The organism is Maribacter sp. TH_r10, assembly GCF_033101095.1.
In the GTDB taxonomy this organism is placed as follows: domain Bacteria; phylum Bacteroidota; class Bacteroidia; order Flavobacteriales; family Flavobacteriaceae; genus Maribacter_A; species Maribacter_A luteus.
Genome location: NZ_JAWMPY010000010.1, coordinates 63144 through 88316, shown reverse-complemented (window position 1 = coordinate 88316; position 25173 = coordinate 63144). Strand labels below are relative to the sequence as shown.

Annotated in this window: 24 protein-coding genes; 15 read left to right on the top strand and 9 right to left on the bottom strand. The window is 40.6% G+C overall.

Going from position 1 to position 25173, the window contains the following annotated elements:
* The first annotated feature begins 172 nt into the window (after nt 1-172).
* The 3 genes from R3X28_RS17905 (at nt 173) to R3X28_RS17895 (ending at nt 3534) form a co-directional block, all read left to right on the top strand.
* Nucleotides 173-1783, top strand: a complete 1611-nt coding sequence (locus tag R3X28_RS17905) for an isocitrate lyase (RefSeq protein ID WP_317666177.1) — start codon at nt 173-175, stop codon at nt 1781-1783.
* 97 nt (nt 1784-1880) lie between these two features.
* Nucleotides 1881-2360: a ribonuclease E activity regulator RraA gene (gene rraA, locus R3X28_RS17900; protein WP_317666175.1), complete on the top strand. Its 480-nt coding sequence runs from the start codon at nt 1881-1883 to the stop codon at nt 2358-2360.
* 1 nt (nt 2361) lies between these two features.
* Complete coding sequence (locus R3X28_RS17895) at nt 2362-3534, top strand: alanine--glyoxylate aminotransferase family protein (RefSeq protein WP_317666173.1); 1173 nt, start codon at nt 2362-2364, stop codon at nt 3532-3534.
* A 119-nt stretch (nt 3535-3653) separates the two neighbouring features.
* On the opposite strand, the gene R3X28_RS17890 is transcribed toward R3X28_RS17895, so the two are convergent.
* Nucleotides 3654-3968, bottom strand: a complete 315-nt coding sequence (locus tag R3X28_RS17890) for a helix-turn-helix domain-containing protein (RefSeq protein ID WP_317666171.1) — start codon at nt 3966-3968, stop codon at nt 3654-3656.
* 124 nt (nt 3969-4092) lie between these two features.
* Here R3X28_RS17890 and R3X28_RS17885 point away from each other — a divergent pair, with 124 nt between their 5' ends.
* The 8 genes from R3X28_RS17885 to R3X28_RS17850 all read left to right on the top strand — a co-directional run bounded on the left by R3X28_RS17885 (nt 4093) and on the right by R3X28_RS17850 (nt 13371).
* Nucleotides 4093-4605: a VOC family protein gene (locus tag R3X28_RS17885; protein ID WP_282056951.1), complete on the top strand. Its 513-nt coding sequence runs from the start codon at nt 4093-4095 to the stop codon at nt 4603-4605.
* Nucleotides 4606-4890: 285 nt separating this feature from the next.
* Nucleotides 4891-6708: a long-chain-acyl-CoA synthetase gene (locus R3X28_RS17880; RefSeq protein WP_317666166.1), complete on the top strand. Its 1818-nt coding sequence runs from the start codon at nt 4891-4893 to the stop codon at nt 6706-6708.
* 217 nt (nt 6709-6925) lie between these two features.
* Nucleotides 6926-8644 carry a hypothetical protein gene (locus tag R3X28_RS17875; RefSeq protein WP_317666164.1) on the top strand — a complete coding sequence of 573 codons (1719 nt, stop codon included), beginning with the start codon at nt 6926-6928 and terminating at the stop codon, nt 8642-8644.
* 6 nt (nt 8645-8650) lie between these two features.
* Nucleotides 8651-10141 (top strand): mannitol dehydrogenase family protein, encoded by a 1491-nt coding sequence (locus R3X28_RS17870; protein ID WP_317666162.1) that lies wholly within the window; start codon nt 8651-8653, stop codon nt 10139-10141.
* A 266-nt stretch (nt 10142-10407) separates the two neighbouring features.
* Nucleotides 10408-11877 carry a potassium/proton antiporter gene (locus tag R3X28_RS17865; RefSeq protein ID WP_317666160.1) on the top strand — a complete coding sequence of 490 codons (1470 nt, stop codon included), beginning with the start codon at nt 10408-10410 and terminating at the stop codon, nt 11875-11877.
* Between the two features lie 54 nt (nt 11878-11931).
* On the top strand, nt 11932-12303 hold the full coding sequence (locus R3X28_RS17860) for a hypothetical protein (RefSeq protein WP_317666158.1): 372 nt from the start codon (nt 11932-11934) through the stop codon (nt 12301-12303).
* Between the two features lie 106 nt (nt 12304-12409).
* Complete coding sequence (locus R3X28_RS17855; RefSeq protein WP_282056944.1) at nt 12410-12919, top strand: hypothetical protein; 510 nt, start codon at nt 12410-12412, stop codon at nt 12917-12919.
* A 149-nt stretch (nt 12920-13068) separates the two neighbouring features.
* The gene (locus R3X28_RS17850; protein ID WP_317666154.1) at nt 13069-13371 is read left to right on the top strand and encodes a GNAT family N-acetyltransferase; all 303 of its coding nucleotides are present in this window, start codon (nt 13069-13071) and stop codon (nt 13369-13371) included.
* Nucleotides 13372-13417: 46 nt separating this feature from the next.
* Here the strand turns inward: R3X28_RS17850 and R3X28_RS17845 are convergent, their stop codons facing one another.
* Complete coding sequence (locus tag R3X28_RS17845) at nt 13418-14608, bottom strand: molybdopterin molybdotransferase MoeA (RefSeq protein WP_317666152.1); 1191 nt, start codon at nt 14606-14608, stop codon at nt 13418-13420.
* Nucleotides 14609-14802: 194 nt separating this feature from the next.
* Between R3X28_RS17845 and trpB the strand changes: the two genes are divergently transcribed.
* Complete coding sequence (gene trpB, locus R3X28_RS17840) at nt 14803-16005, top strand: tryptophan synthase subunit beta (protein ID WP_154368704.1); 1203 nt, start codon at nt 14803-14805, stop codon at nt 16003-16005.
* Nucleotides 16006-16020: 15 nt separating this feature from the next.
* Here the strand turns inward: trpB and R3X28_RS17835 are convergent, their stop codons facing one another.
* The 7 genes from R3X28_RS17835 to R3X28_RS17805 are packed head-to-tail and all read right to left on the bottom strand — an operon-like array spanning nt 16021 to nt 20554.
* Nucleotides 16021-16794, bottom strand: a complete 774-nt coding sequence (locus R3X28_RS17835; RefSeq protein ID WP_317666149.1) for a sulfite exporter TauE/SafE family protein — start codon at nt 16792-16794, stop codon at nt 16021-16023.
* Nucleotides 16778-17851, bottom strand: a complete 1074-nt coding sequence (locus R3X28_RS17830) for a HesA/MoeB/ThiF family protein (protein WP_317666147.1) — start codon at nt 17849-17851, stop codon at nt 16778-16780. The genes R3X28_RS17835 and R3X28_RS17830 overlap by 17 nt, the downstream gene beginning before the upstream one ends.
* 2 nt (nt 17852-17853) lie before the next feature.
* Nucleotides 17854-18447, bottom strand: coding sequence for an NTP transferase domain-containing protein (locus R3X28_RS17825; RefSeq protein ID WP_317666145.1), 594 nt, complete (start codon nt 18445-18447; stop codon nt 17854-17856).
* Complete coding sequence (moaC, locus tag R3X28_RS17820; protein WP_317666143.1) at nt 18431-18904, bottom strand: cyclic pyranopterin monophosphate synthase MoaC; 474 nt, start codon at nt 18902-18904, stop codon at nt 18431-18433. Before moaC ends, R3X28_RS17825 begins: the two co-directional genes overlap by 17 nt.
* Nucleotides 18905-19888, bottom strand: a complete 984-nt coding sequence (gene moaA, locus R3X28_RS17815; RefSeq protein ID WP_317666141.1) for a GTP 3',8-cyclase MoaA — start codon at nt 19886-19888, stop codon at nt 18905-18907. It lies immediately after the preceding gene.
* 4 nt (nt 19889-19892) lie between these two features.
* Nucleotides 19893-20312, bottom strand: coding sequence for a molybdenum cofactor biosynthesis protein MoaE (locus R3X28_RS17810; RefSeq protein WP_317666139.1), 420 nt, complete (start codon nt 20310-20312; stop codon nt 19893-19895).
* The gene (locus R3X28_RS17805) at nt 20312-20554 is read right to left on the bottom strand and encodes a MoaD/ThiS family protein (protein ID WP_317666137.1); all 243 of its coding nucleotides are present in this window, start codon (nt 20552-20554) and stop codon (nt 20312-20314) included. Before R3X28_RS17805 ends, R3X28_RS17810 begins: the two co-directional genes overlap by 1 nt.
* A 240-nt stretch (nt 20555-20794) precedes the next feature.
* On the opposite strand from R3X28_RS17805, the gene R3X28_RS17800 reads away from it, so the two are divergent.
* Genes R3X28_RS17800 through R3X28_RS17790 form a run of 3 tightly spaced genes read left to right on the top strand, consistent with a single transcriptional unit; the run spans nt 20795 to nt 25130 of the window.
* Nucleotides 20795-21607 (top strand): RNA methyltransferase, encoded by an 813-nt coding sequence (locus R3X28_RS17800; protein ID WP_317666135.1) that lies wholly within the window; start codon nt 20795-20797, stop codon nt 21605-21607.
* A gap of 42 nt (nt 21608-21649) precedes the next feature.
* Complete coding sequence (locus R3X28_RS17795; protein WP_317666134.1) at nt 21650-22882, top strand: M48 family metallopeptidase; 1233 nt, start codon at nt 21650-21652, stop codon at nt 22880-22882.
* Between the two features lie 43 nt (nt 22883-22925).
* Nucleotides 22926-25130, top strand: coding sequence for a RelA/SpoT family protein (locus tag R3X28_RS17790; RefSeq protein WP_154368724.1), 2205 nt, complete (start codon nt 22926-22928; stop codon nt 25128-25130).
* Nucleotides 25131-25173: the final 43 nt, after the last annotated feature.

The window sequence follows — 25173 nt, the reverse complement described above, 5'->3', positions numbered from 1 at the left end:
TCTAATTATTACTAATAATAACATATTACAAAACTATGGAAAATCTGGAGAAAACACGAACACTCGTAACAAATTGGGCAATCAGCAACACGGTTGATTACTGCGCCCAAAAGACACCCACAACATTAAGTCCTAACACATCCATTTACATTAAACTTTAAACCTTTTGATTATGACACAGTATAATAACGCCATAGACGTAATACGAAACATAAAAGCGAAACACGGAAACACCTGGGCAAGTATAAGTCCGGAAAACGCAGCACGTATTGCAGTACAGAATAGGTTTAAAACAGGACTGGACATTGCCGAATACACGGCTGGCATCATGCGTAAGGACATGGCAGATTATGACGCGGATTCCTCCCAATACACCCAATCTTTAGGTTGCTGGCATGGTTTTGTTGCCCAACAAAAAATGATCGCCATTAAAAAACATCATGGCACAACGAACAAAAAATACCTATACCTTTCCGGTTGGATGGTAGCCGCCTTGCGTTCCGAATTAGGCCCTTTGCCTGATCAATCCATGCACGAAAAAACCGCCGTTCCAAAGTTGATAGAAGAAATATACACCTTCTTAAAACAGGCAGACGCTGTAGAATTGAACGATCTTTTCCGTCGTTTGGATGCCGGTGAAGACGTTCAATCGGAAATAGACAATTTTGAAACACACATAGTTCCCATCATCGCCGATATCGATGCAGGTTTTGGTAATGAAGAAGCTACTTACCTTTTGGCAAAAAAAATGATCGAGGCCGGTGCTTGTGCACTTCAAATAGAAAACCAGGTTTCCGATGCCAAGCAATGCGGGCATCAAGACGGTAAGGTAACCGTACCCCATGAAGATTTCATCGCAAAAATAAATGCGCTTAGATATGCATTTTTGGAATTGGGGATCGAAGATGGGATCATCGTAGCAAGAACCGATTCGGAAGGAGCCGGTTTAACCCAAAAACTACCGGTTTCCCAAGAGGAAGGCGATCTCGCTTCCCAATACATGGATTTTGTAGAGGCCGAAGAGGTTTCTATGGAAGATGTTAATGAGAACGATGTCCTTTTTAAACGGAACGGAAAATTGGTACGCCCATTGCGCATGCCGAACGGATTGTACAAGTTCAAGGAAAATTCCAATATAGATCGCGTTGTGCTTGACTGCGTTACCAGCTTAAAAAACGGGGCCGACTTACTTTGGATCGAAACCCCGACACCAAACGTGAAACAAATTGCCCATATGGTGAACAGGGTTAAAGAGCAGGTGCCAAACGCGAAACTGGTGTATAACAATTCACCTTCTTTTAACTGGACGATCAATTTCCGCCAACAAGCTTATGATGCCATGAAAGAGGCAGGAGAGGATGTATCAGACTATACTCGTGAGAATTTAATGGACGCCAAATACGATGGTACGGCCTTATCACGAAAAGCAGACGAAATGATCCGGACCTTCCAGGAAGATGCCGCGGAACATGCCGGTGTATTCCACCACTTGATTACCTTGCCTACCTATCATACTACGGCATTGCACATGAACGATCTTGTAGAGGGTTATTTCGGTGATAAAGGTATGTTGGCATATGTAGATGCCGTTCAGCGTCAAGAAATCAGAAAAGGTGTTTCTTGTGTTAAACACCAACGTATGGCAGGTTCTGACTTGGGCGATGACCACAAGACCTTCTTTGCCGGTGAAAAAGCTTTGAAAGCAGGTGGCGAGAAGAACACAAGCAATCAGTTTGAACTGAATGAGAAAGAGGAAACGATAGAACTTATTCTTACGAAATAATTTCCAATCCAATTCCTGGGTAAAGGCGATGTACGATTGTCGCCTTTGCCTTTTTTTTTAATAATTCCATTGATTTCCCTCACAACATCCATCAGATATGTTCACAACAGCTGACCTTTATGACGAGTACCAAGCTCAATTAAATTGCGTAGAACCCATATTCCGCCCATACGGAAAGAAAAAGGTTTTTTCAGGGAAAATATCGACCCTTAAATTGTTCGAAGACAATTCCTTGGTAAGAAAGCAACTCGAAACCGACGGTAAAGGAAAGGTTCTGGTCATTGATGGCGGTGGCTCCTTACGTTGTGCTTTGGTCGGTGACCAATTGGTCGCTCTGGCCATAAAGAACAACTGGAACGGTATTATCATATACGGCTGTCTTCGCGACAGTCATCTGATCAGTTCAATGGACATTGGTATTAGGGCAATCAATACTTGCCCGGTAAAAAGCATTAAACGAAATATTGGTGAGGTCGACATTCCAATTACGTTCGGAGGTGTTACCTTTATACCAAGTGAATATATTTATGTAGACCATGATGGCATTCTTATTAGCGAACATAATTTATTGAAATAGCATGAAAGGAAGAAAATTACTTATGATCCCTGGTCCAATTGAGTTTGAGCCGGAAGTCTTACGTGCAATGGGCATGGCAACAACCAGCCATATAGCCCCGAACTTTATAGAGGTTTTCGGAAACAGTCTTGAATTGATGAGGGAGGTTTGGCAATCGCCGACAGGGCAGCCCTTTATCGTTGCAGGAACAGGAACATTGGCTATGGACATGGCAGCAGGCAACCTTATTGAACAAGGCGACCATGTACTAGTTATTTCATCTGGATATTTTGGCAAACGATTTAAGGACATCCTAGATCGTTACGGAGCCAACACCACTATTTTAGAAGCACCTATTGGTGAAATCGTTTCGATTGAAGCTATTGAAAACGAATTGAAAACCGAAAAATACAAAGCGCTGACCATAACCCATGTAGATACCTCAACAGGCATTTTAATGCACCCCAAACCTATAGCACAGTTAGCAAAAAAATATGGGGTACTAACCATTCTCGATGGCGTATGTTCCGTGGCAGGGGAAGAAATAAAACAAGACGAATGGGGAATCGATGTGGTTTTAACGGGCTCACAGAAAGCAATCGGGGTACCACCAGGTCTTGCTCTTTTAATGGCTTCGCAAAAAGCGATTGATGTTTTTAAAAACAGGCAGACACCTGTAGGTAGTTATTATTCAGATTGGAGCAATTGGCTGCCGATAATGAAGGCGTACGAAGAAAAAAAACCTTCCTACTTCGGAACACCTGCGGTCAATTTAATCGTAGCGCTGGAAACCAGTTTAAAGATCATTAGTAAAGAAGGTATGGACAATAGGGTCAAAAGGCATCAAAATTTAGCCAAAGCCTTTAGAGCGGCAATAGCTTCATTAAACATAGAGATCTTACCGAAATCAAATCAGGTTGCGGCCAATACCTTAACTGCTGCTTACTACCCCAAGGGGATTGATGGTGCCGCCCTTCGGGCTAAAATAGCCGAAAAAAACGTAATCGTTGCAGGAGGATTGCTCGCAGAAATAAAGACCTCATACTTCCGAATCGGACATATGGGCTCCGTCTCTCCAAACGACCTAGTGGCGGTATTAAGTGCTTTGGAATGCGCTTTATTGGAATTAGGGCAACCAATAGAATCGGGTATTAGCCTGCAAAGTTTTCAAAATGAACTAATGCAGACTGATTGATGCATTTTTTAATTCAAAAAGAAGACGTGCCCAAAGAGCAGAAAGACCATTAATTATCTAAGGTTTAAAAACAAGTATATAGGCAACAATGCACTTGTATTTCACCTATTGTTTTCTTCCTAAGACTTTTGACTATCCGAGACACCCCACTGATCCAAGCTTCTTAAGATACCTTCAAGGGTTTTCCCTCGTTCGCTTAACCCATATTCCACCTTTGGGGGAACAACAGGAAAGACTTTCCTATAAATAAGTCCGTCCTTTTCCAATTCCCGTAAGGTTTGGGTAAACATTTTATTCGAAATCCCCGGAACTTTCTTTTGTAATATTCCCGAACGCAGTGGTCCTTCCAATAAATGGAACAACACCAATGGTTTCCATTTAGTCCCAATTAAACCCATAGTATAATTGAGCGGACAGCAATTATTTTTATCCATTATAAATAATTATAAATCTGTTTTACAGCATTTTACTCCTTTAGGTAACTATGATACTTTTAAGTAAGTTATTGACCAAAGGATAAATATATGCTTATTTTGTAACTTATTTAAACAAATAGCTATGACATCAGATAAAAATTATCCAAAATCATTCTCACACATCGGGATTACGGTCCCTGATATTGAAAAAGCCGTAAAATTCTATTCAGACGTGATGGGATGGTATGTAATCATGGAGCCATCCAAAGTGAAAAAAGAAAATGAAACCGCTATAGGACAAATGTGCATCGACGTTTTTGGCGATGACTGGGAAGAATTCGAAATCGCGCATTTAGCCACTTCAGATGGTATTGGTATTGAATTGTTTTCCTTTCCCCAAGGCGTAAAAGAAGCTCCCGAATTCAACCCTTTTAATACCGGACTATTTCATTTCTCGGTCCAAGATCCCGATATAGAAGGATTGATAGATAAAATCGTGGCTTTTGGTGGTAAACAGCGTATGCCCATTAGGGCCTATTACCCTGAAGACAAACCTTACAAAATGTGTTATGTGGAAGATCCCTTCGGGATTGTTTTCGAAATCTACACCCATAGCTATGAACTAACATATTCTTCGGGCGCTTATTCGTCATAAAACAAAACACTTGACACCGGTTCTTTAATACTTTGGCATAACAAAGGACATTCCACAACCAAGGCAACTGATAAACGGGATCTTTTTAAAGATTCCGTTTTCCCCTATGCCAACAAGTATAGGTTTTGGCAGGTCCAGCTCCTTTACCTTTACTACCCCCTTTTAATTATTATTCCCGATTTCCCATTTACTATTGTTCGAAATCACTATCTTTTCTTTCCCAAAATAACAGCTAACTGAACTTTTGGGAACTAGAATTAAATTACTATCGTAGGATCTTGATCAATGGCCAAAAATTATCAAAACCACAACCCGACCTTAATAAGGCTGATTGGAAAATTATTAAAACTTGCCCCTCAATTCCCCAGAATCATACAGAATGTAAAAAAAGCCAAGGGTATAAGCCCTAACAGTTATGCTTCCATTGGCAGGATCATAGAATCCAATGCCGCCAAACATGGGAATATAGTCGCCCTTAGGTTCGAGGACCAAAGTTATACCTATACCGAATTCAACGAAACCATAAACCAATATGCCAACTACTTTTTAAAGAAAGGGGTTCAAAATGGTGAAACGGTCATCGTTTTCTTGGAAAACAGACCCGAACTGCTCTTTTTGATCGCGGCTTGCGCAAAAATCGGGGCCATTATTTCCCTTATCAACCCCAATCAAAGGGAACAGACGTTAATACATGCCATAGAGTTGACAAAATCCAAACACTTGATCATCGGTGAGGAGCTCATACCTGAATTCGAAGACGTTAAGGAAATCATTAATAACATGGCCGACCCTAGTTATTATTGGATAAGTGATCAAAATAAAAAATCCTGCCCCAAGAACTACATTGATCTTAAAATGGAACTTACAAAAGTTGATACGACCAACCCTAGCACAACATCACAAATAAAGGCCAGTCAGGTTTACGCCAATGTATTTACGTCAGGAACTACAGGGTTACCCAAAGCATCGAGACAAACGAACAGAAAGTGGATGGCGACATACTATTGGTTCGGCAAGGTGAACATGAACCTCAACACCAGCGATGTTATGTACGTTCCCCTACCCTTTTACCACACAAACTCAATTATCGTTGGTTGGCCTACGGCACTTGCGGCTTCTTGTACCATGGTTATGAGAAGGAAGTTCTCGGTCACACATTTTTGGGAAGACGTTGCCAAATACAATGTCTCGGCCTTTATTTACATTGGGGAATTGTGCCGTTATTTATTGAATGCCCCACCTTCTGACTTGGAGAAAAAACACAGAATCACAAAAATAATGGGCAACGGGTTACGGCCTGATATTTGGCACCAGTTTAAGGAACGTTTCCAAATTAAAAACATCTACGAGTTTTATGGCGCTGCCGATGGTAATACCAGTTTTACCAATACCTTGAATTTCGATTGCACCATCGGATGGTGCCCTCAAAATTACAAGATCATAAAATATGATGTGGAAAATGACACCCCCTTGAAGGGTGACAACGGTTTTTGCATTCCGGTCAAAAAAGGGGAAACCGGATTATTGATTTCCGAAATCAGTGAAAAATCAGCTTTCGATGGCTATGTGAACAAGAAACGTAATGAGGACAAAATTCTTCGAAACGTACTGAAAACCGGGGACATGTGGTTCAACAGCGGTGACCTTTTACAAGATATCGGTTTTCGACACGCCCGCTTTGTGGACAGGATCGGGGATACATTTCGTTGGAAAGGCGAAAACGTTGCCACTGCAGAAGTTGAGGGAATAATCGGTCAGGTCAAAGGAGTTGAAATGTGTGCCGTCTATGGTGTACAGATACCTAATAACGACGGTAGGGCAGGTATGGCAACTATCGTAAAACATAAGGATGAAAATTTCGATATGACATCCTTGACCGGGAAATTACAAAAAGAACTCCCTAAATATGCCATACCAATCTTCATTCGAATAAAGGGTGATATCGATTTCACCCACACCCATAAAATCAAAAAATTCGATTTGAAAAAAGAAGGTTTCAATTGTAAAGACCCTGTATATGTAATGCTTCCGAAAAATAACGAATATGTTCATTTGGATAAAAATCTATTAAAAGAGATCCAAGAAGGAAGCCATATTTTTTAATTTGAATTCAACTATTCAATTAACATTGGGTTTAATGGTTTAATTAATTTGAAAACCTTAAATTTAAGGTATGAATCCGTCGATTGATTCCTGATATAAAATTCGAATATTTTCACCTTTTAAGACCTTGAACAATGGGTCCTGACTTTATTTGAAAATGTATAAAACCTCAGCAACCTAATTTCAGGGATTCCTATTCCCTTCACCAACCTTACCTATGGATAGACCAAAAGATTTTGAACAGTTCGAAAACCTTGCCGAAGAACAATTACCGGTTCCTAAGAACAAATTACATGATTGGACCCATTTTGCGGGACTATATGCTGCGGAACATGTTGCCGCCACCGAATTTGTCATAGGTGCGACCTTTGTTGCCCTCGGTGCAAAAACAATGGATATTCTATTGGGGCTTTTGATCGGTAACATCTTAGCTGTTCTGAGCTGGACGTTCATTACCTCACCCATTGCGGTAGATACAAGATTAAGCCTTTACACATACCTTAACAAGATTGCGGGCGACTCAATGACAAAACTCTACAATTGGGCGAACGTCATCATCTTTACGGTAATTTCCGCCGCCATGGTAACCGTTTCGGCCACAGCGGTACGTTTTGCTTTTGACATACCTGCCCAATTGAATTGGTACCCTACCAATGTATGGTTTATATTAATCGTCTTTGTTGTGGGTATGGTAGTAGTATCCATAGCCATATACGGATTTAATGCGGTATCTGAATTTTCGGGAATTTGCGCCCCATGGTTGTTCGTAATGTTCACCAGTGGCGCCCTAGTTCTTTTGCCTGCCCTATCCTTAGACGTATTGGGCAAGACTTTACCTAATGGCTGGAGCGATTTTATAAGCATTGGCAATCAATCCATTTGGACAGGGATAAACAGTGAAGGCGAATCCGGCATTGGTTTGGTCGAGGTCATAGGTTTCGCATGGGCAGCCAATACCATTACCCATTTTGGACTAATAGACATGGCCTTATTACGTTTCGCCAAAAAGAAAATTTATGGATTGGCGACAAGTACCGGAATGATGTTCGGCCATTATGTGGCATGGATCGCTGCGGGAATCATGGGCGCAGGTGCCGCCGTGATCTTAGGTAAAAGCATAGTGGAATTAGATCCAGGTGATGTTGCCTACTACGCACTGGGGTGGTCAGGTTTCGTTATCGTCATCGTTGCCGGATGGACAACGGCTATAACAAACCTCTACAGGGCAGGGTTGGCGGCCCAAGCCATTTTCCATAATCATTCCCGAAAAACCACCACACTTACCGTAGGTCTGATTACGGTAATCGTAGCCTGTTTCCCTTTTGTGTTTTCACAAATACTCCCCTTATTAACATATGCCGGACTTTTGGTAGTACCGGTCGGGGGCATCGTTTTTGCAGAGCACCAAATATTTCCAAGAATAGGATATACCCGTTACTGGTCTTCCTACCGCAAACTAACGTTCAGTACGCCGGCCATTGCTGCTTGGGCATTGGGCCTATTGTTCGGTTTTGGACTTAATGCCCTGAACGTTATGTCTTTCTTTTATCTTTTCATCCCCACTTGGATTTTCACCATTTTGATCTACACCTTTTTGGCTTCCCGTTATGGCGCAAAAGATAAATACCCTGAGGCTCAAAAAGAGGATGAAATTCGAAATGAAAATATTGAAAGGTTCCAAGAACAAAAAGCGGCACTGGAACCAAAAACAGTGAAAGACGATTCTAACTTCAGTAAACTCCTGAGGAGTATCGCCATCCTGGCATTGGCCATAACACTGATATTGGCCGGCATAACCATGTTCAATAGCATGGATGAAAATGCCTATTTCGCCAATCGTGAGAATTTTTATCAATACGGATTTATTTGTACCCTAATATATTTTGTAACGGCATATTGGGCACTCAGACGTAAAAAACAAAAAAACACCAATTAATAGAATATGGAAAATATCCTCTACCTCAATAACGGTAATTTGGCAGAGATCCAAAAACGTATCCCCTGCCCCGACTACGATAGAAATGAAATTGAAATAGGCATAATACATATCGGTGTCGGTGGTTTTCATAGGGCCCACCAAGCATTATACACCCATAACCTTCTTGAAAAATTCAATAGCTCTGGAAAACAGTGGGGCATCTGCGGCATTGGTATACGTGAAGCTGACCGAAAAATACATGATGTACTTACAAAACAAAACGGACTCTACACCCTAATGGTAAAACATCCTGATGGTGAGGTAAAACCACAGGTTATAGGCTCACTGGTCGATTTCTTATTAGGCGCAGACGACCCTAATCCAGTTATTGAACGTATGGCAGACCCTCATACAAAAATCGTTTCACTAACCATTACCGAAGGAGGTTATAACTTTAATCCCGCAACAGGGGAATTCAATTTTGAGAACCCTGACATACAACACGAATTGAAGCATCCTGAACGCCCAAAAACAGTTTACGGTTATTTAACCGCCGCTTTGAGAAAACGTCGTGATGCAGGTATTCCCGCTTTCACCGTCATGTCCTGTGACAACATTCAGCACAATGGCGATGTTGTACGGAACATGCTGCTTACTTTCGCGAAGAAACAGGATTCGGAATTGGCCGAATGGATTGAAAAAGAAGTTAGTTTCCCCAATAGTATGGTAGACCGCATAACACCGGTTACCACGCAATCGGATATTGATTATTTGGAAAAAACCTACGGCTTAAAAGATGAATGGCCCGTTACCTGCGAGCCTTTTCTTCAATGGGTTATAGAGGATAAATTTTCAAATGGTAGACCAGGGTATGAAAAAGTAGGTGCACAGTTCGTACCCGACGTAAAACCCTATGAGAAAATGAAACTACGGTTGCTCAATGCAGGTCATTCCGTTTTAGGTTTATTAGGTGCCATCCATGGCCATAAAACCATCAACTCTTGTATTGAGGATGAAGTATTCTCCAAGTACTTAAGAAAGTTCATGGATACCGAGGCCACCCCAACCTTGGATAAAGTACAAGGTATTGATCTTGACAAATACAAAGACAGTCTTCAAGAACGCTTTGCAAACCCCAACATTAAGGATAGTGTCAGCCGCATTTGTTCTGAAACTTCTGCCAAACTACCGAAATTCCTGATTGAAACCTTAGATGAGAACTTAACGAACAATGGCAGTATTGAATTAACAACCTTGGTCATTGCCGCATGGTGTTACTACAGTGATAAAGGAAAAGATAAAAACGGGCAACCTATTGAAATCATAGATGTTATGGCCAATGAACTACATGAAGCCGCGAAACGGACCATGACCGACCCATTGGCATTCATAAAGCAAGAGTCCCTATTCGGAGACCTTGCCAAGAACAAAAGGTTTGCGACTTCGTATACTGAAAAGGTTCAGGAAATCTATAAAAACCCGGATGTAAAAAAGATCATGGAATCAATGCTTTGAAACCCTATTGATTTAATCTGATTGATTTAACAAAATTACCTAAGATCCAATAAGCCATAGTCCAAATTTGCTATGGCTTTTTTCTTTTTGTTTGATGGTAAAATAGATTTATGGCTATTTTTTTTCAAATACTTATCCATCTTTTACCATAAACAACTTATACTATTAAATCTTTATTAAAATTAAGCAGTATCAACAGTTGAAAAAAACAAGAAAACCAACAATACCATACCTTTGTAGACTTTAGGAAAAACAGAAACTAAAGAATGAATTTAACCATCGAAAACATCTTATTGGTCGGGTCCTTACTACTGCTGATCAGCATATTTGCCGGTAAGACATCTTATAAGTTCGGTGTACCTACCCTTTTGTTATTTTTGGCCATAGGGATGTTAGCTGGATCTGACGGAATCGGCGGTATTCATTTTGACAATCCCAAAATAACCCAGTTCATCGGTATTGTATCGCTCAACTTCATTCTTTTTTCCGGTGGCCTCGATACCAGCTGGCCAGCGATAAAACCCATCCTATGGGAAGGTATTGCCCTATCAACGGTAGGTGTTTTGTTGACTGCCCTTACCCTTGGTGTTTTCGTTTGGCATTTTACAGGGTTGACCATTTATGAAAGTATGCTCTTGGGATCCATTGTTTCCTCAACGGATGCAGCTGCCGTATTCTCTATACTGCGTTCTAAGAACCTTGCCCTTCGGACCAATCTAAGACCAACATTGGAGTTGGAAAGCGGAAGTAACGACCCCATGGCCTATGTATTGACCATCGCATTTTTGTCTTTGGTCATCAACCAGGATCTTGGTGTTACCTCGATCATCCCTCTATTTCTAAAACAGATGGTCATAGGCGGACTTGCCGGTTTGGGATTTGGTCGTCTCAGTAAGTTCATCATCAATAAAATAAAACTCGATTTCGAAGGACTTTATCCCGTATTGGTCATTACCCTTATGTTCATAACGTTCTCGGCAACAGATTTTGTCGGAGGTAATGGGTTCCTGGCCATTTATATGTGTGCCGTTTACCTTGGCAACCAAGACTTGATACATAAAAAAACAATTCTTAAAATGTATGATGGATTGGCTTGGCTAATGCAGATCGTTTTGTTCCTTACGTTGGGCCTATTGGTTTTCCCATCACAAATACTGCCCATTATGGGAATAGGTCTTCTCATCTCGGTTTTCCTGATTGTAGTGGCTCGTCCTGTTGGGGTTTTCATTAGTCTATTACCTTTTAGGATGAAACTCAGAAGACGCTTCTATATTTCATGGGTCGGTTTACGTGGGGCAGCCCCAATCGTATTTGCGACCTATCCCCTATTGGCAGGTATAGATAAGGCCAATATGATATTCAATATCGTATTCTTCATATCCGTTACTTCGGTTTTGATCCAAGGCACTACGTTGTCCCTAGTGGCTAAATGGCTGAATGTGGCGATGCCAGGAGAAACCAAAAAACCATCGCCGACCGATTTACTTCTGGCAGAAAACCCGAAAACGGAGATGAAAGAAATCTTCATACCTCCAGATAGTTTTGCAGTGAACAAGAAAATCGTTGAATTGGGTTTTCCCAGAAACGCCATAATCGCAATGATAAAAAGGGATGATAGTTATGTAACCCCGAACGGTGCCACTATAATCGAGTCACAGGATACACTGATAGTTCTTGCCGAGAGACCGGAAATCATGAAGAACGTTTACAATGCCCTTAAAATGAAATTGAATTGAAAAAATGTATGATTGTTCTTTACCACGAAAAAACAATTCAATTAAATTTGCAGCATGAAAAATAGTATCAGGATTTTTAGTGTAACCGTCTTAATGACCATTTACTGTATAGCAGTACATGTTGTTAGGACAAACACCTTCATTCCTGATGTAACAAAAAGCACCACTACGGATTTAGGTGAGCAGCACACCTTTGTAACGAACAACTTATACGGCCATTTTTCAGTCTTTGAAAGTTCCATAGAAAGTTTCAACTTTCTACCCGAACCTAATTGCGAAAATCCGATTGCGAAAATATGGTCTTCAACAAAGGGCAGTGAGCAATTATTAAATGCTGTTTACACCCAATATCGAAATTTTTTAAAAGGTGCCCCCATTCAGCTTAGGGCCACCGATATCATTTTCCCTTTCCATTATTTTTGGTGATTCATTTATAAACTGTCAGACCTCTTCGAATGACAGGTTTTATACCGTTAGGCCTTGCAATGCATTTGGCCCGATCAACTACTTATAAATTTAAAAAATAACTAAAATGAACATGGATTTAGGAAGCGCCATAGTAGGTGCTATTATTATCACGATATGTATGCTACCTTTTATAATGATTGGAAGGAGCAGAAAGAAAAAGGAAAAACAATTTATTCAAGCACTTCAGAACAATGCGAACAAGCACAATTGCCAGATAAACCAACAAGAGGTATTCGGTACTTTCGCAATAGGGATGGACGAAGAACACAATACACTGTTCTTTTCCAGAAGTGCGAAAGAAAAAGAGGAAGAACAATTTGTTGATCTTTCCAACATCAAAAAATGTGAGGTCATCAATACGGGTAGAACGTTCAGAAACAAAAATGGCGATAAGAACGGAACCAAAACAATAATCGATAAACTGGAACTGGGATTTATTCCAAAGGCAAAAGACCAACCGGAAATCAAATGGGAGTTTTTTAATGCGGACATCAGCTATCAAATAAATGGTGAGCTACATGCAATGCAAAAATGGGCCACCAACATCAATAACCTATTGTCTCCCAAGAGCTGATTCATTAATGCCCAATGTGATTTACATTGGGCATTTTTTCATTTCTTTTATATACTTGGCAACATATTGATAAGACCCCTATTTAAAATCTTATTACTTTTAATAATTGAACTATCGGCTTAAAGTCAAAATTCACAAATAACAGTCCTATGAACAGAAAAGATACAACAAGGATCGTACAGGAAGACGGTAAGGAAAATGGACGATTTGTCCTCTTCGAAAATGATATTTTTGCCGGTGAAATGAATTATACTTGGAAAGGCAAAACAACATTCAGTATCGACCACACAACTGTTGACCCAAACTTCGGAGGAAAAGGCTACGGTAAATTATTGGTCATGCAAGCTGTGGAATTTGCCAAGGAAAACGGTTTTAAAATAGAACCACTTTGTTCATATGCAAAAAAAGTATTCGAAAAGAACCAAAATCTCCAAGAAGTGCTGAACAACTAAATCCGACCCCACTCATTAAGTAACGGCCAAAAATATAAAACAAGTTCTACTTAGTCGCTATATAGTTCACAAGCTCCCCTACCCCATAAGCTTCTTCCCTTGGGGGCAAACATATAAATCCGTCAGAGTGCACCAAACTGGTTAAATCGCCCGACCCATTCTCACGTACGGGATTTACCCAAAGACTTCCTTTCCTATTATCGGTTTTCACCTGTACAAAACGGGTCAATGGCGGTTTCGCTATCACTGGGGCGTTCAAAAAAACCTGCTCATTCCTTATCTCAAGACCTAATGAGCTATACAACCATGGGAGAAAGTACACATGATAATTGGCAAAAGTGGAAACAGGATTGCCCGGAAATGAAAAAACAACGGTTTTAAGATCTGGCTGCACACCGAACCAAAAAGGTTTTCCTGGCTTTTGGGCCACTCTATGAAACACTTTCCCCACCTTAAGATCTGCCATAACTTCAGGAATAAAATCGAACTTTCCTTTAGACACACCACCACTTAATAAAACCGTATCGTAGGTTTCCAAAATATGGGACAGTTCTTTTCGAATATCTGATTTATCATCTTTAAGATGTATTGGATTGGCCACGATCCCTTCTCTCTGTAAAGCAGCACAAAGTGAAAGTACGTTCGATTTTCGTATTTGATGGGGCAAGGGTATTTCCGAAACCTCTACCAACTCATTTCCGGTAGAAATCACACACACTTTTGGTAGCTTTTTCACCATAAGTCCAGATTTACCCACAGAAGCCAAAACCCCTATTTCCGCAGGCCCGATACGCGTATTTTTATGTAATAGTACAGTTCCGGATACAACATCGCTCCCTTTTGGGTGTACATCTTGGCCTGCAATTGCATCTTTCAATAAAGTGGCGTGCCCATTTTTGATTTCCAAATGTTCGTACATCACCACCGTATCGGCATTTTTAGGTACTACGGCACCGGTCATTATCTCAATACAATTATGGATGTCACTCAGTTTTTGTTGGGGCATTCCGGCACTGGCAATTGCTTCGATCTTAAAAGAATTTATTACTTCTTTTAAGGCTTTTGAATTAATGGCAATTCCGTCTTTGGTAGCACGGTCAAAAGGAGGAAAATCCCTATCCGCCAAAATATCCTCTGCAAGAATCCTGCCTTCACTTTGCTCCAAAGCCACTATCCCAGCTCCCAAATCCAAAGTATGTTCCAACACCTTTGAATACGCATCATTAAAATTTATCATACCAAAAACCATTAAAAATGAGCACCTAACCCCAAAGATAGAAATAAGTATAGCATCACTACCTAAAACATGGCCTTCTATTAAAGAACATATCACAAAAAAAGGCCACTTATGCACATCGATTATAAAAAGCAAAATCCGTAATTTTAACTTACGATAAAATTTTAGTTTCAATTGACCCAAGAAATCAGATTATGACCGAGAATTATTTTAAGACTTACCCGAACAAAGAAGGATTTTTCAATGAATATGGCGGAGCATTTATCCCCCCCATGCTAGAAGAGGAGATGAAAAAAATTACCGATGCGTATTATGCCATCAGTAAATCGCACAGTTTTATCTCGGAACTTAGAAGTATTAGAAAACACTATCAAGGTCGTCCTACCCCTGTTTATTACTGTAATCGCCTGTCTGATAAATATGGCGGAAGGATCTATTTGAAAAGGGAGGACCTAAACCATACAGGGGCCCATAAATTGAACCATTGTATGGGGGAAGCCCTTTTGGCCAAACACTTGGGCAAAAAGAAATTGATTGCCGAAACCGGAGCGGGGCAACATGGGGTTGCCTTAGCAACTGCCGCCGCTTATTTTGGCCTGGAATGTGAAATTCATATGGGAGAAGTTGATATGGCAAAGGAGCGGCCCAATGTAGTGCGTATGCGTATCCTTGGCGCTAAAGTAGTACCGGTTACCCACGGGCTGAAAACTTTGAAAGAAGCCGTTGACTCCGCCTTTGAAGCTTATATGAAAGACCCGATCAATACCATTTATTGCATTGGATCCGTAGTAGGCCCACACCCATTTCCTATGATGGTACGCGATTTTCAACGTGTCGTAGGTATTGAGGCAAAGGAACAGTTCTTTGACATGACGGGTGAATTACCTGATAATGTCGTGGCCTGCGTTGGTGGAGGTAGTAATGCCATGGGTATTTTTTCTGCCTTTTTGGATGACAGTGAATGCAGTCTCTATGGTGTTGAACCAGGAGGACGTTCCTTGGAACATGGAGAACATGCCGCTACCATGACCTTGGGGAAACCCGGTATTATCCACGGGTTCAAATGCTACACTTTACAGGATGAAAACGGGGAACCGAGTCCAGTGTATTCAGTGGCAAGTGGTTTGGATTACCCTGGAGTAGGCCCTGAACATAGTATGTTGAAAGATTTGAAAAAAGTAAACTATGATGTAGTTTCGGACAAGGAAACCATTGATGCTTTCTTTGAACTAAGTCGTTTGGAAGGCATTATCCCTGCCCTTGAAAGTGCACATGCTGTTGCCTATGCCTTTAAACTGGCACAGGAAAATCCACAAAAATCGATATTGGTGAATTTAAGCGGTAGAGGTGACAAAGACCTTGATTTCGTTGTCGAGAATTATGAGATGCCAGAATAATCGAAAGTAGATTATTTAGAACAACCTTAATCCGTTTACCAATAACACCCGTAAACCAACAATTAACACAAGAATCGCAGTTATTCTTTTAATACCATTGGCGGACAATCTTTTAAGGCTTAGCCTTACTCCCAATTGTCCGCCAATCAATACCGTAACCCCAAGTGCCACGGTCTCGACCCATGGGAGTTGAATTGTACCTGCGACCAAGAGCCCTACCAAACCGGATATGGAATTCACCAAAATAAAAAAGCTCGCCAGGGCCGCAATTTTAACCGATTTATTCCAATTGATATGATTTAGGATAGGGGCCAAAAAAATACCCCCACCGATTCCTACCAATCCCGACAATAACCCGATAGTACCCCCGATGATATAACTTAAATATTTTGGATAAACCTTCGTGGGTTCGTTCCAGCGAATACCAGAAGTCTGATAGAGCAATGATACGGATGAAATAATCAAAGCGGCCCCTAGGATAATGAAGAACACTTCTTCCTTCAATCTAAAAGAAGCGCCGATAAATGCCATGGGAATACTGGTTATAACAAAAGGAAGAAAGTCCTTTAACCTTGTATGCCCATGCTTTAGATAAAGAAAAGTACTTCCTGAAACCACGACTAAATTACAGACCAAAGCAATGGAACGAATGGCGAAAAAATTAACCAGTACAAGTGTCAATAAGGCTAAATAGCTAGAACCACCGCCGAAACCAACGGAGGAATATAAGGTGGAGACCACAAAGAAACCCAGACATAGTAGGATCAAGCCTTCAATACTTAACAGCATACTTTTTCAATTGCTCTATTCCTCCGTTCACGTTAATGACCTTGGCCCCATTTTTATAGGATACAAGAATGGATTGCGCCTCCAGACTCCGCGAACCACTATGGCACAAAACATAAACAGCTCGATCATAGTCTAATTTATGTTTCCAATCCTCGATTTTATCCAAAGGCAGGTTCACGGAATTTTTTAGATGGAAATCCTCGAACTCCCCTACCGTTCGTACATCTATGATCTGAATACTTTCGTCTGACAACAACTTCTCGAATTCGGCCACTTCAACGGAATCACTATCGGTACGGCAATCAAAACCATAGGTTTCTTGTAGTGTTTCAATAACCAAGTTTGAAGGGATCTTATCAAATTTTATTTTTCTAAAGGATTGGTCCAGGCCATTGAACAATAGCAATTTACCGGACAACACCTCTCCTATTCCCGTTAGTACCTTAACGGCTTCCAATGCCTGAAGGTTTCCGACTATTGCCGGAATAACACCAAGTACACCATGCTCATTACAATTGGGCACTTCTTTGGCTGTAGGCATTTTCGGAAAAAGACATCGATAGGTTGGGCCGTTTTTATAATTGAACACGCTTACCTGCCCTTCAAAGCCATGTAATGCACCATAAACAAAAGGTTTTTTCAGGATAACACAAGCATCATTGATCAGATAACGAGTCGGGAAATTATCCGTAGCATCGATTACCAGATCATACCCCTCGATTATCGACAGGGCATTTTCCAGGGTTAGAAACTCGTAATAGGGTATTAAATGGGTATCAGGATTTTGTGCTTTTAATCTTTTAATGGCAACGTCTAATTTGGCGTGCCCTACCTCAACAGCTGAATATAAAACCTGCCGATGTAGATTGGAAAGTGATACCTCATCTTCCTCAACAATGCCCAAGGTACCTACACCCATAGCATTCAAATACATTAGTACCGGAACACCCAAACCACCTGCACCTACTACCAATACTTTGGCACTTGCCAATCGGGTTTGGGCTTCTCGGCCAAAATCCTTCAGTTGCGTTTGTCTGGAATATCGTTCACCATTCATACTTATTCCAATTTCGTCAAGGCTTCTTTATAATCCGATTCCGAATTCGCGTTCATCAGGGTATTTTCATTTTCAGGGTGAACCAAATGGGTAGCATTATTGATCAGGAATTTACGTGGACAAGACCCATTTTCACCTTCCTGCATATATAAAACCGCATTTTTAAGTCCGTTCGGTTCCCAAATGGCACATAAAGGTTCTGGTAAAGGGTTTTCCTTTAAGGCATAGGCCGTAGCAAAGGAATCAGGTTTGCGGCGTTCTATGAGGTAACGCAGTGCTTTTTCATCGATCAGCGGAAGATCACATGCCAATACCAACCATGCCACTTCCGGAAATTCTTTGTGGGCGGAAAGGATTCCGTTAAAGGGACCCTTAAAAATATCCTCGTCGACAATGGTCTTGAACGCAGCATCTATTTCCGTGGCCTGTTCCTTTCGAATACTCATAAAGGCCTTATCGCACACTTGCTCTAACAATCGATATAAATAATCGCGTTGGGGCATTCCATGATAGGCAATAAGACCTTTATCCTTACCCATACGTCTGCTCTGTCCTCCAGAGAGGACCAAACCATATAATTTAACGGTTGAAGTCATGTTTACCTCCCGATTTATGTTCTAATTGAATATTCGAAATCTTGATATCGTGCGACAATGCTTTACACATATCGTAAATTGTCAAGGCACTAACCGATACACCGGTCAAAGCCTCCATTTCAACACCTGTCCTTTCTGTACATTTTACCTTGCAGGTAACCAGTAAGGTATTTTCTTTGGGCTGTATATCGATTTGCACTTTAGATAGATTTATTTGATGGCAGAGCGGAATAAGTTCCGAGGTTTTCTTTACCCCTTGTATTCCTGCAATTATCGCTGTTTGAAGAATACTGCCTTTCTTTCCCAAGAAATCTTGTGCTTTCAAGGTCTCGAAAACATCCTTTGGAAAATTTACCTGCCCTGTGGCTGTTGCCATTCGGGATGAAACATCTTTGTTAGACACATCAACCATCGAAGCGTTACCGCTATCATCTATATGTGAAAGTTCTTTTTTCATTTATCCTCCGATTGTGGTCATTGAATTCGTATATGTTCCCTTTTGTAGTTTTTGGGCCTCAAAACCTGTTTTGGCCCTATTCCCTATTGCCTTCAATATTTGTTGCTTTACCTTTTCCTCAGATGAGTCCCCTCGTAATATCTCCCGGATATTCATACTCGGTTGGGCATACAAGCAAGTAATCACATCTCCGGTTGCCGTAATTCGCAATCTGTTGCAACTACCGCAAAAAGTACGGCTAAACGACGGTATAATCCCAAAAGTACCTTTAAACCCGGGAATCTTATAATTCATTGAGGTCGATGTTGCCTCAGACGGAATTTCTTCATAATCGGGATATGCCTCCTTGATATGCGACAGAATACGTTTATAATCCCACGTATTGCCTTCAAAATGTCGCGACCCACCATTAAAGGGCATTTCTTCCAAGTAGCGAACACAGACATAATAATTCTTGGCGAGTGCCAACATAGGAAGTATATCCTGGGTGTTTTGTCCTGTCAATGCGATAAAATTGATACGTACATTAAAACCCTCGTTGATCATTCGTATGATGTTGTCATAAACGATGTCGTATTCATCCCTTCGAGTGATCTTTTTAAAGGTTTCCCGGTTTATGGCATCCATACTCACATTGATGTTTTTAATACCCAGAGCCTTAAGTTCGGTTATATAAGGGCCAATCAATGTGGCATTCGTGGTAATGGATATATCTTTGAGACCTTTCATGTTCGATAGGTTCCGTATTAAAACCATCAGATCCTTGCGCACAAAAGGCTCTCCTCCTGTAATCCTTATTTTATCAATTCCTTGGGACACCAGAATACTGCTCAATCGTGACAACTCCTCAAGGGTGAACAGGGTATCTTTCTTCGAAAAATCTATCCCACTTTCGGGCATACAATAATTACAGCGAAGATTACATCGATCGGTAACCGCTAAACGTAAATAATTGATTTTCCTATTATGATTGTCTATCAACATATTCTTAAGGGTGGGCCGAAACCCAAACTGATTTATCTTTGAACATTTCCTTTTTCCAAATGGGAACGGTCTCCTTTAACGTATCTATCATATATCTACAAGCCTCAAAGCATGCCTCTCTATGCGCGCTTGAAACGCCAATGACCACAACCGGCTCTTTCACCTTCTTTAGGCCAACGGCATGGCGCATGACCACCTTGTTCAATGGCCACTTTTCCGCTGCTTGATCAATGATCTTCGCCATTTCCTTAATCGCCATTGATTTGTAAGCTTCAAACTCTAACGAAATAACGGGTTCATTGTTGGTAAAATCCCGTACCGTACCCACGAAAACACAAATTCCCCCACTTTTGGAATCTGACAATTCAGTATATACCTTGGCGGTATCAATATTTTCTACTATCTCTATAATTGGTTCGTTCATCAGCCTCCGCTTACAGGTGGAATTATTGCAATTTCATCATTTTCTTTTAAATCGACCTCCTGGGAAGCATACTCCCCATTAACGGCAACAGCGAAAGAGGACAATTTTGTGAATTCCGGATAAGCGGCATTCAACGAACTTATCAGCTCACCGACCGACCGAGGTTTTTGGTTCAAATCAGAAACATCCAATGAGGATTTTCCCACAATATCCTTAGTAATTCCAAATAAGATTATTTCCATATCCCAAAGTACAGATTCTTTATCGAAAATCGTTCATGGCACCATTTACTTTTGTAAAGGATCATACCCTTTTATCAAAAGAAATATCACAATGGTACAACATACAAATTTCAATTTAATCTAAATTAATCAAAATATTATTGGCAATTTTCAGTGTAATTGCTTTTAACCTTTATTTATGTACATCACTTTAAACTAAAAACGTCCCTAAATTTAAGGCTTTCGACTATTTTTGCATACATGGGTACACCGAAACAAATTAGCAGCTTACAAAATCCATTGATCAAACAGATTGTTCTTCTTCAGGAAAAATCCCGCGAAAGAAGAAAACAAGGATTATTCATTTTGGAGGGGCAGAGGGAATTATCATTGGCCATAAAAGCTGGGTATGATGTAAAGTCCTTGCTTTATTTTCCTGAAATCATATCACATGAGGAAGTAGTGAATATTACAAAGGATTCTCAAAAGCCACCTGAATTCATAGAAGTATCCGATGCTGTTTATCAAAAAATGACCTATCGTGGTTCTACCGAAGGTGTGGTGGCAATCGTTCGATCCAAAAAGCATGACTTAAAAGACCTTGCCCTTAAACATGGCAAAGTATTGATTCTTGTTGCTGAAGCCCCGGAAAAACCCGGAAATATCGGTGCATTATTACGAACTGCAGATGCCGCTAATCTAGATGCGGTACTGATTGCCAATCCAAAAGGGGACCTTTACAATCCCAATATCATTCGATCCAGTGTAGGGTGCCTATTTACCAATTCTATTGGTGTTGGTACAACCGCTGAAATTTTGGAATTTTTGAAAGACAGGAAAATAAACATCTATTGTGCTGCTTTATCATCGGTCTCGGAAAACTATACGAAAACAGACTTTACCGAACCTTCGGCCATTGTTGTGGGTACGGAAGCAACAGGACTTTCAAAAGAATGGTTAGATGCCTCGACAAAGAATATAATAATCCCTATGGAAGGCGAAATAGATTCCATGAACGTTTCCGTATCGGCTGCAATACTTATATTTGAGGCAAAACGGCAACGATCGGCATAAGTGAAAGTTTGCCGCCACATTAGACCCAACCAAAAATTTAATATGACGCATACTACTTTGTTTTATTCTATCATAGCCATTTTGGTCATCGAATTCATTATCGAAACTACATTGGACTATCTGAATTCAAAACGCTACAAGGATCCTATTCCCCAGGATTTGGAAGATGTTTATGATGTCACGGAATACAAAAAATCACAGGATTACAAGAAGATCAATTATAAATTCGGACTTTTTACCTCCTCATTTTCCTTAATATTAACGTTGTGCTTTCTTTTATTCGGAGGTTTTGAATGGATAGACACCATCGCAAGGGCGGTTTCTGACAACAGTATTATAATAGCCATGGTATTCTTTGGGTGTATCATGATCGGTAGTGATATCATCACAACACCATTTTCATATTACAAGACCTTTGTCATAGAGGAAAAATTTGGTTTCAACAAAATGACCAAAACCACATTTTTGCTCGATAAATTAAAGGGATATGCCATGATGGCCACAATCGGAGGTGGACTTTTGGCACTTATCATTTGGTTTTTTGAATGGGCAGGAACCGGTTTTTGGATATACGCGTGGGCCCTTGTAGCAGTTTTTACCCTGTTCATGAACTTGTTCTATAGTAGGTTGATCGTACCGCTATTCAACAAACAGAAACCATTGGAAGAAGGTAGTCTTAAAAATAAGATTGAAGGGTATGCCAAGAAAGTAGGTTTTGAAATCAAGAATATTTTCGTCATTGACGGCTCCAAAAGATCAACAAAGGCGAATGCTTATTTTTCGGGTTTTGGAAAAGAAAAAAGAATAACGCTGTACGACACCTTGATCAACGATCTGGAAGAAGATGAAATCGTCGCCGTTCTTGCCCATGAAGTAGGACACTACAAACGTAATCATATCATTTTTAATCTCGTCATCTCTATTTTAATGACAGGGCTCACACTTTTTCTTTTGTCCTTGTTCATCAATAATCCTGAAGTTTCAAAAGCAATTGGCGTTACCCAGCCCAGTTTCCATGCGGCACTAATAGGTTTTGGCCTTTTATATAGCCCCATTTCGGAAGTAACGGGATTGATCATGAACTACCTGTCCCGAAAATTCGAATTCCAGGCCGATGATTTTGCCAAATACACCTTCGCCGCAAAACCGCTGATATCCTCGCTTAAAAAGCTGTCAAAGAACAGTTTAAGTAACCTTACTCCCCATCCTGCCTACGTTTTTATGCATTATTCGCATCCGCCTTTAATCGCACGTGTAAAGAATTTAAAGGCATAATTTTTGTTGTGGATTAAATGGGATTGTTTAACTTTATTTGGGTATGACGCAAGCAGCTATAGAAAAAGAGAATAAGGAAATTGCCAAGCAATACAAAGAATTGCTTAAAATAAGCTACCAGACCCTGTCTGATGATGATAAGGCTTTGATTCGGCATGCTTTTGAAATTGCCGTTGATGCCCACAAGGACCAAAGGAGAAAATCGGGAGAAGCCTATATTTTTCACCCTATTGCGGTTGCCAAGATCGTAGCTTCCGAAATTGGTCTGGATGCAGTATCCATTGCCTCTGCCTTATTACATGATGTTGTAGAAGACACGGATTATACCCTTGACGACATTGAACGTATGTTCGGGGAAACAGTGGCCCGAATCGTGGACGGACTCACAAAAATTTCGCACCTAAAAAAGGACATGAACATTTCGCAGCAAGCGGAGAATTTCCGTAAGATGTTGTTGACCCTTCATGATGATGTGCGTGTTATCATAATAAAGATTGCGGACAGGTACCACAATATGCTTACCCTGGATGCAATGCCCGAACACAAGCAGGTAAAAATGGCATCGGAGACCCTATACATCTATGCCCCTTTGGCGCACCGTATTGGGTTGTACAATATAAAAACCGAACTGGAAGACCTCAGTTTAAAATACACCGAACCGGAAGTCTACAATGACATTTTGGACAAGATCGAGGAATCTACGGAGGAACAACAAAAATATATCGATGATTTTACCGGAATCATCAGGGATTCATTGGATAAAGAAGGTCTAAGTTATTACATAAAAGGCAGAATGAAATCCATCTTTTCCATAAGGAAGAAGATGAAAGTCCAAAATGTTTCCTTTGACCAGATTTACGACAAATTCGCGATCCGAATCATATACCGATCCGATCGGGCCAATGAGAAATTCCTTGCATGGAAAATATATTCAATCGTTACGGATCACTTTACACCGAACCCCGTTCGCTTGCGCGATTGGATATCCTCCCCAAAATCCACAGGATATGAAGCCTTGCACATAACGGTAATGGGGCCTATGGGTAAATGGGTAGAAGTGCAGATCCGAAGTGAGCGAATGCATGAAATAGCGGAAAAGGGATATGCCGCCCATTTTAAATACAAACACGGGGACCAAAAAGAGCAAGGTATTGAAGTCTGGCTGAATAAACTGCAGGAAGCATTGGAAAACTCGAATACCAGTGCGGTCGACTTTGTTGAGGAGTTTAAACTCAACCTGTATTCCAAGGAAATCTTTGTTTTTACACCTTTAGGCGAATTAAAATCTATGCCAAAAGGGGCCACCCCACTCGATTTTGCTTTCAACATACACACTGAAGTGGGCATGCATACACGTGGGGCAAAAGTAAACGGCAAACTTGTTCCCTTGAACACTACTTTGAAAAGTGGGGACCAAGTAGAAATTATTACTTCTGAACAAGCCAAGCCAAACCAAAACTGGCTCGATTATGCCGCCACGGCAAGGGCAAGGGCAAAAATAAAATCATCGCTAAGGGAAGAAAAGAAAGTCGTTGCCAACGAGGGCAAGGAAATATTGCGTAGAAAGCTTAAATCGCAAAAAATATCCCTTAACGAGGATACCATTAACAAAATGGTCGTTTACTTTAAGTTAAAGACCAGTTTGGATCTATTCTATCGCGTTGGTATTGGTGCCATCGACAACCAAAAAATAAAGGACTTTGCCTCTTCATATAGCAATGCATTTATAAGTTTCTTCAAAAGTAAGATCAGAAGAACCCCAGTTCCCGAAAACATAGATAAGGATGAGATTACGGCAAAATATGATATGCTCGTTTTCGGCAAGGAAGAAGAAAAACTGGACTATACCCTTTCACAATGTTGCAACCCTATCCCGGGAGACCCTGTTTTTGGGTTCATCAGTGTTAGTGAAGGCATAAAAGTGCATAAGAAGAATTGTCCTAATGCCATTTCATTACAATCCAACTATGCCTATAGAATCATAAGTGCCAAATGGATAGATTCATCTCAACAGGAGTTCCGTTCAGAGATACAATTGACTGGAATCGATAATGTGGGATTGATCAGTGAGATTACCGAGATCATTTCCACCCATATGAACGTAAACATGCGAAACCTGAATTTCAGTACGGAAGGGGGCACATTTACAGGAAGGATCACCGTTGTGGTAAAGAACAACAACATTCTTCAAAAATTGATAGAAAACCTTAAGCTGGTCAATGGTATCGATAAAGTCACACGAGTATAGAACTTACATAAAAATTTAGCCGTACATTTGTACATTAATGCAG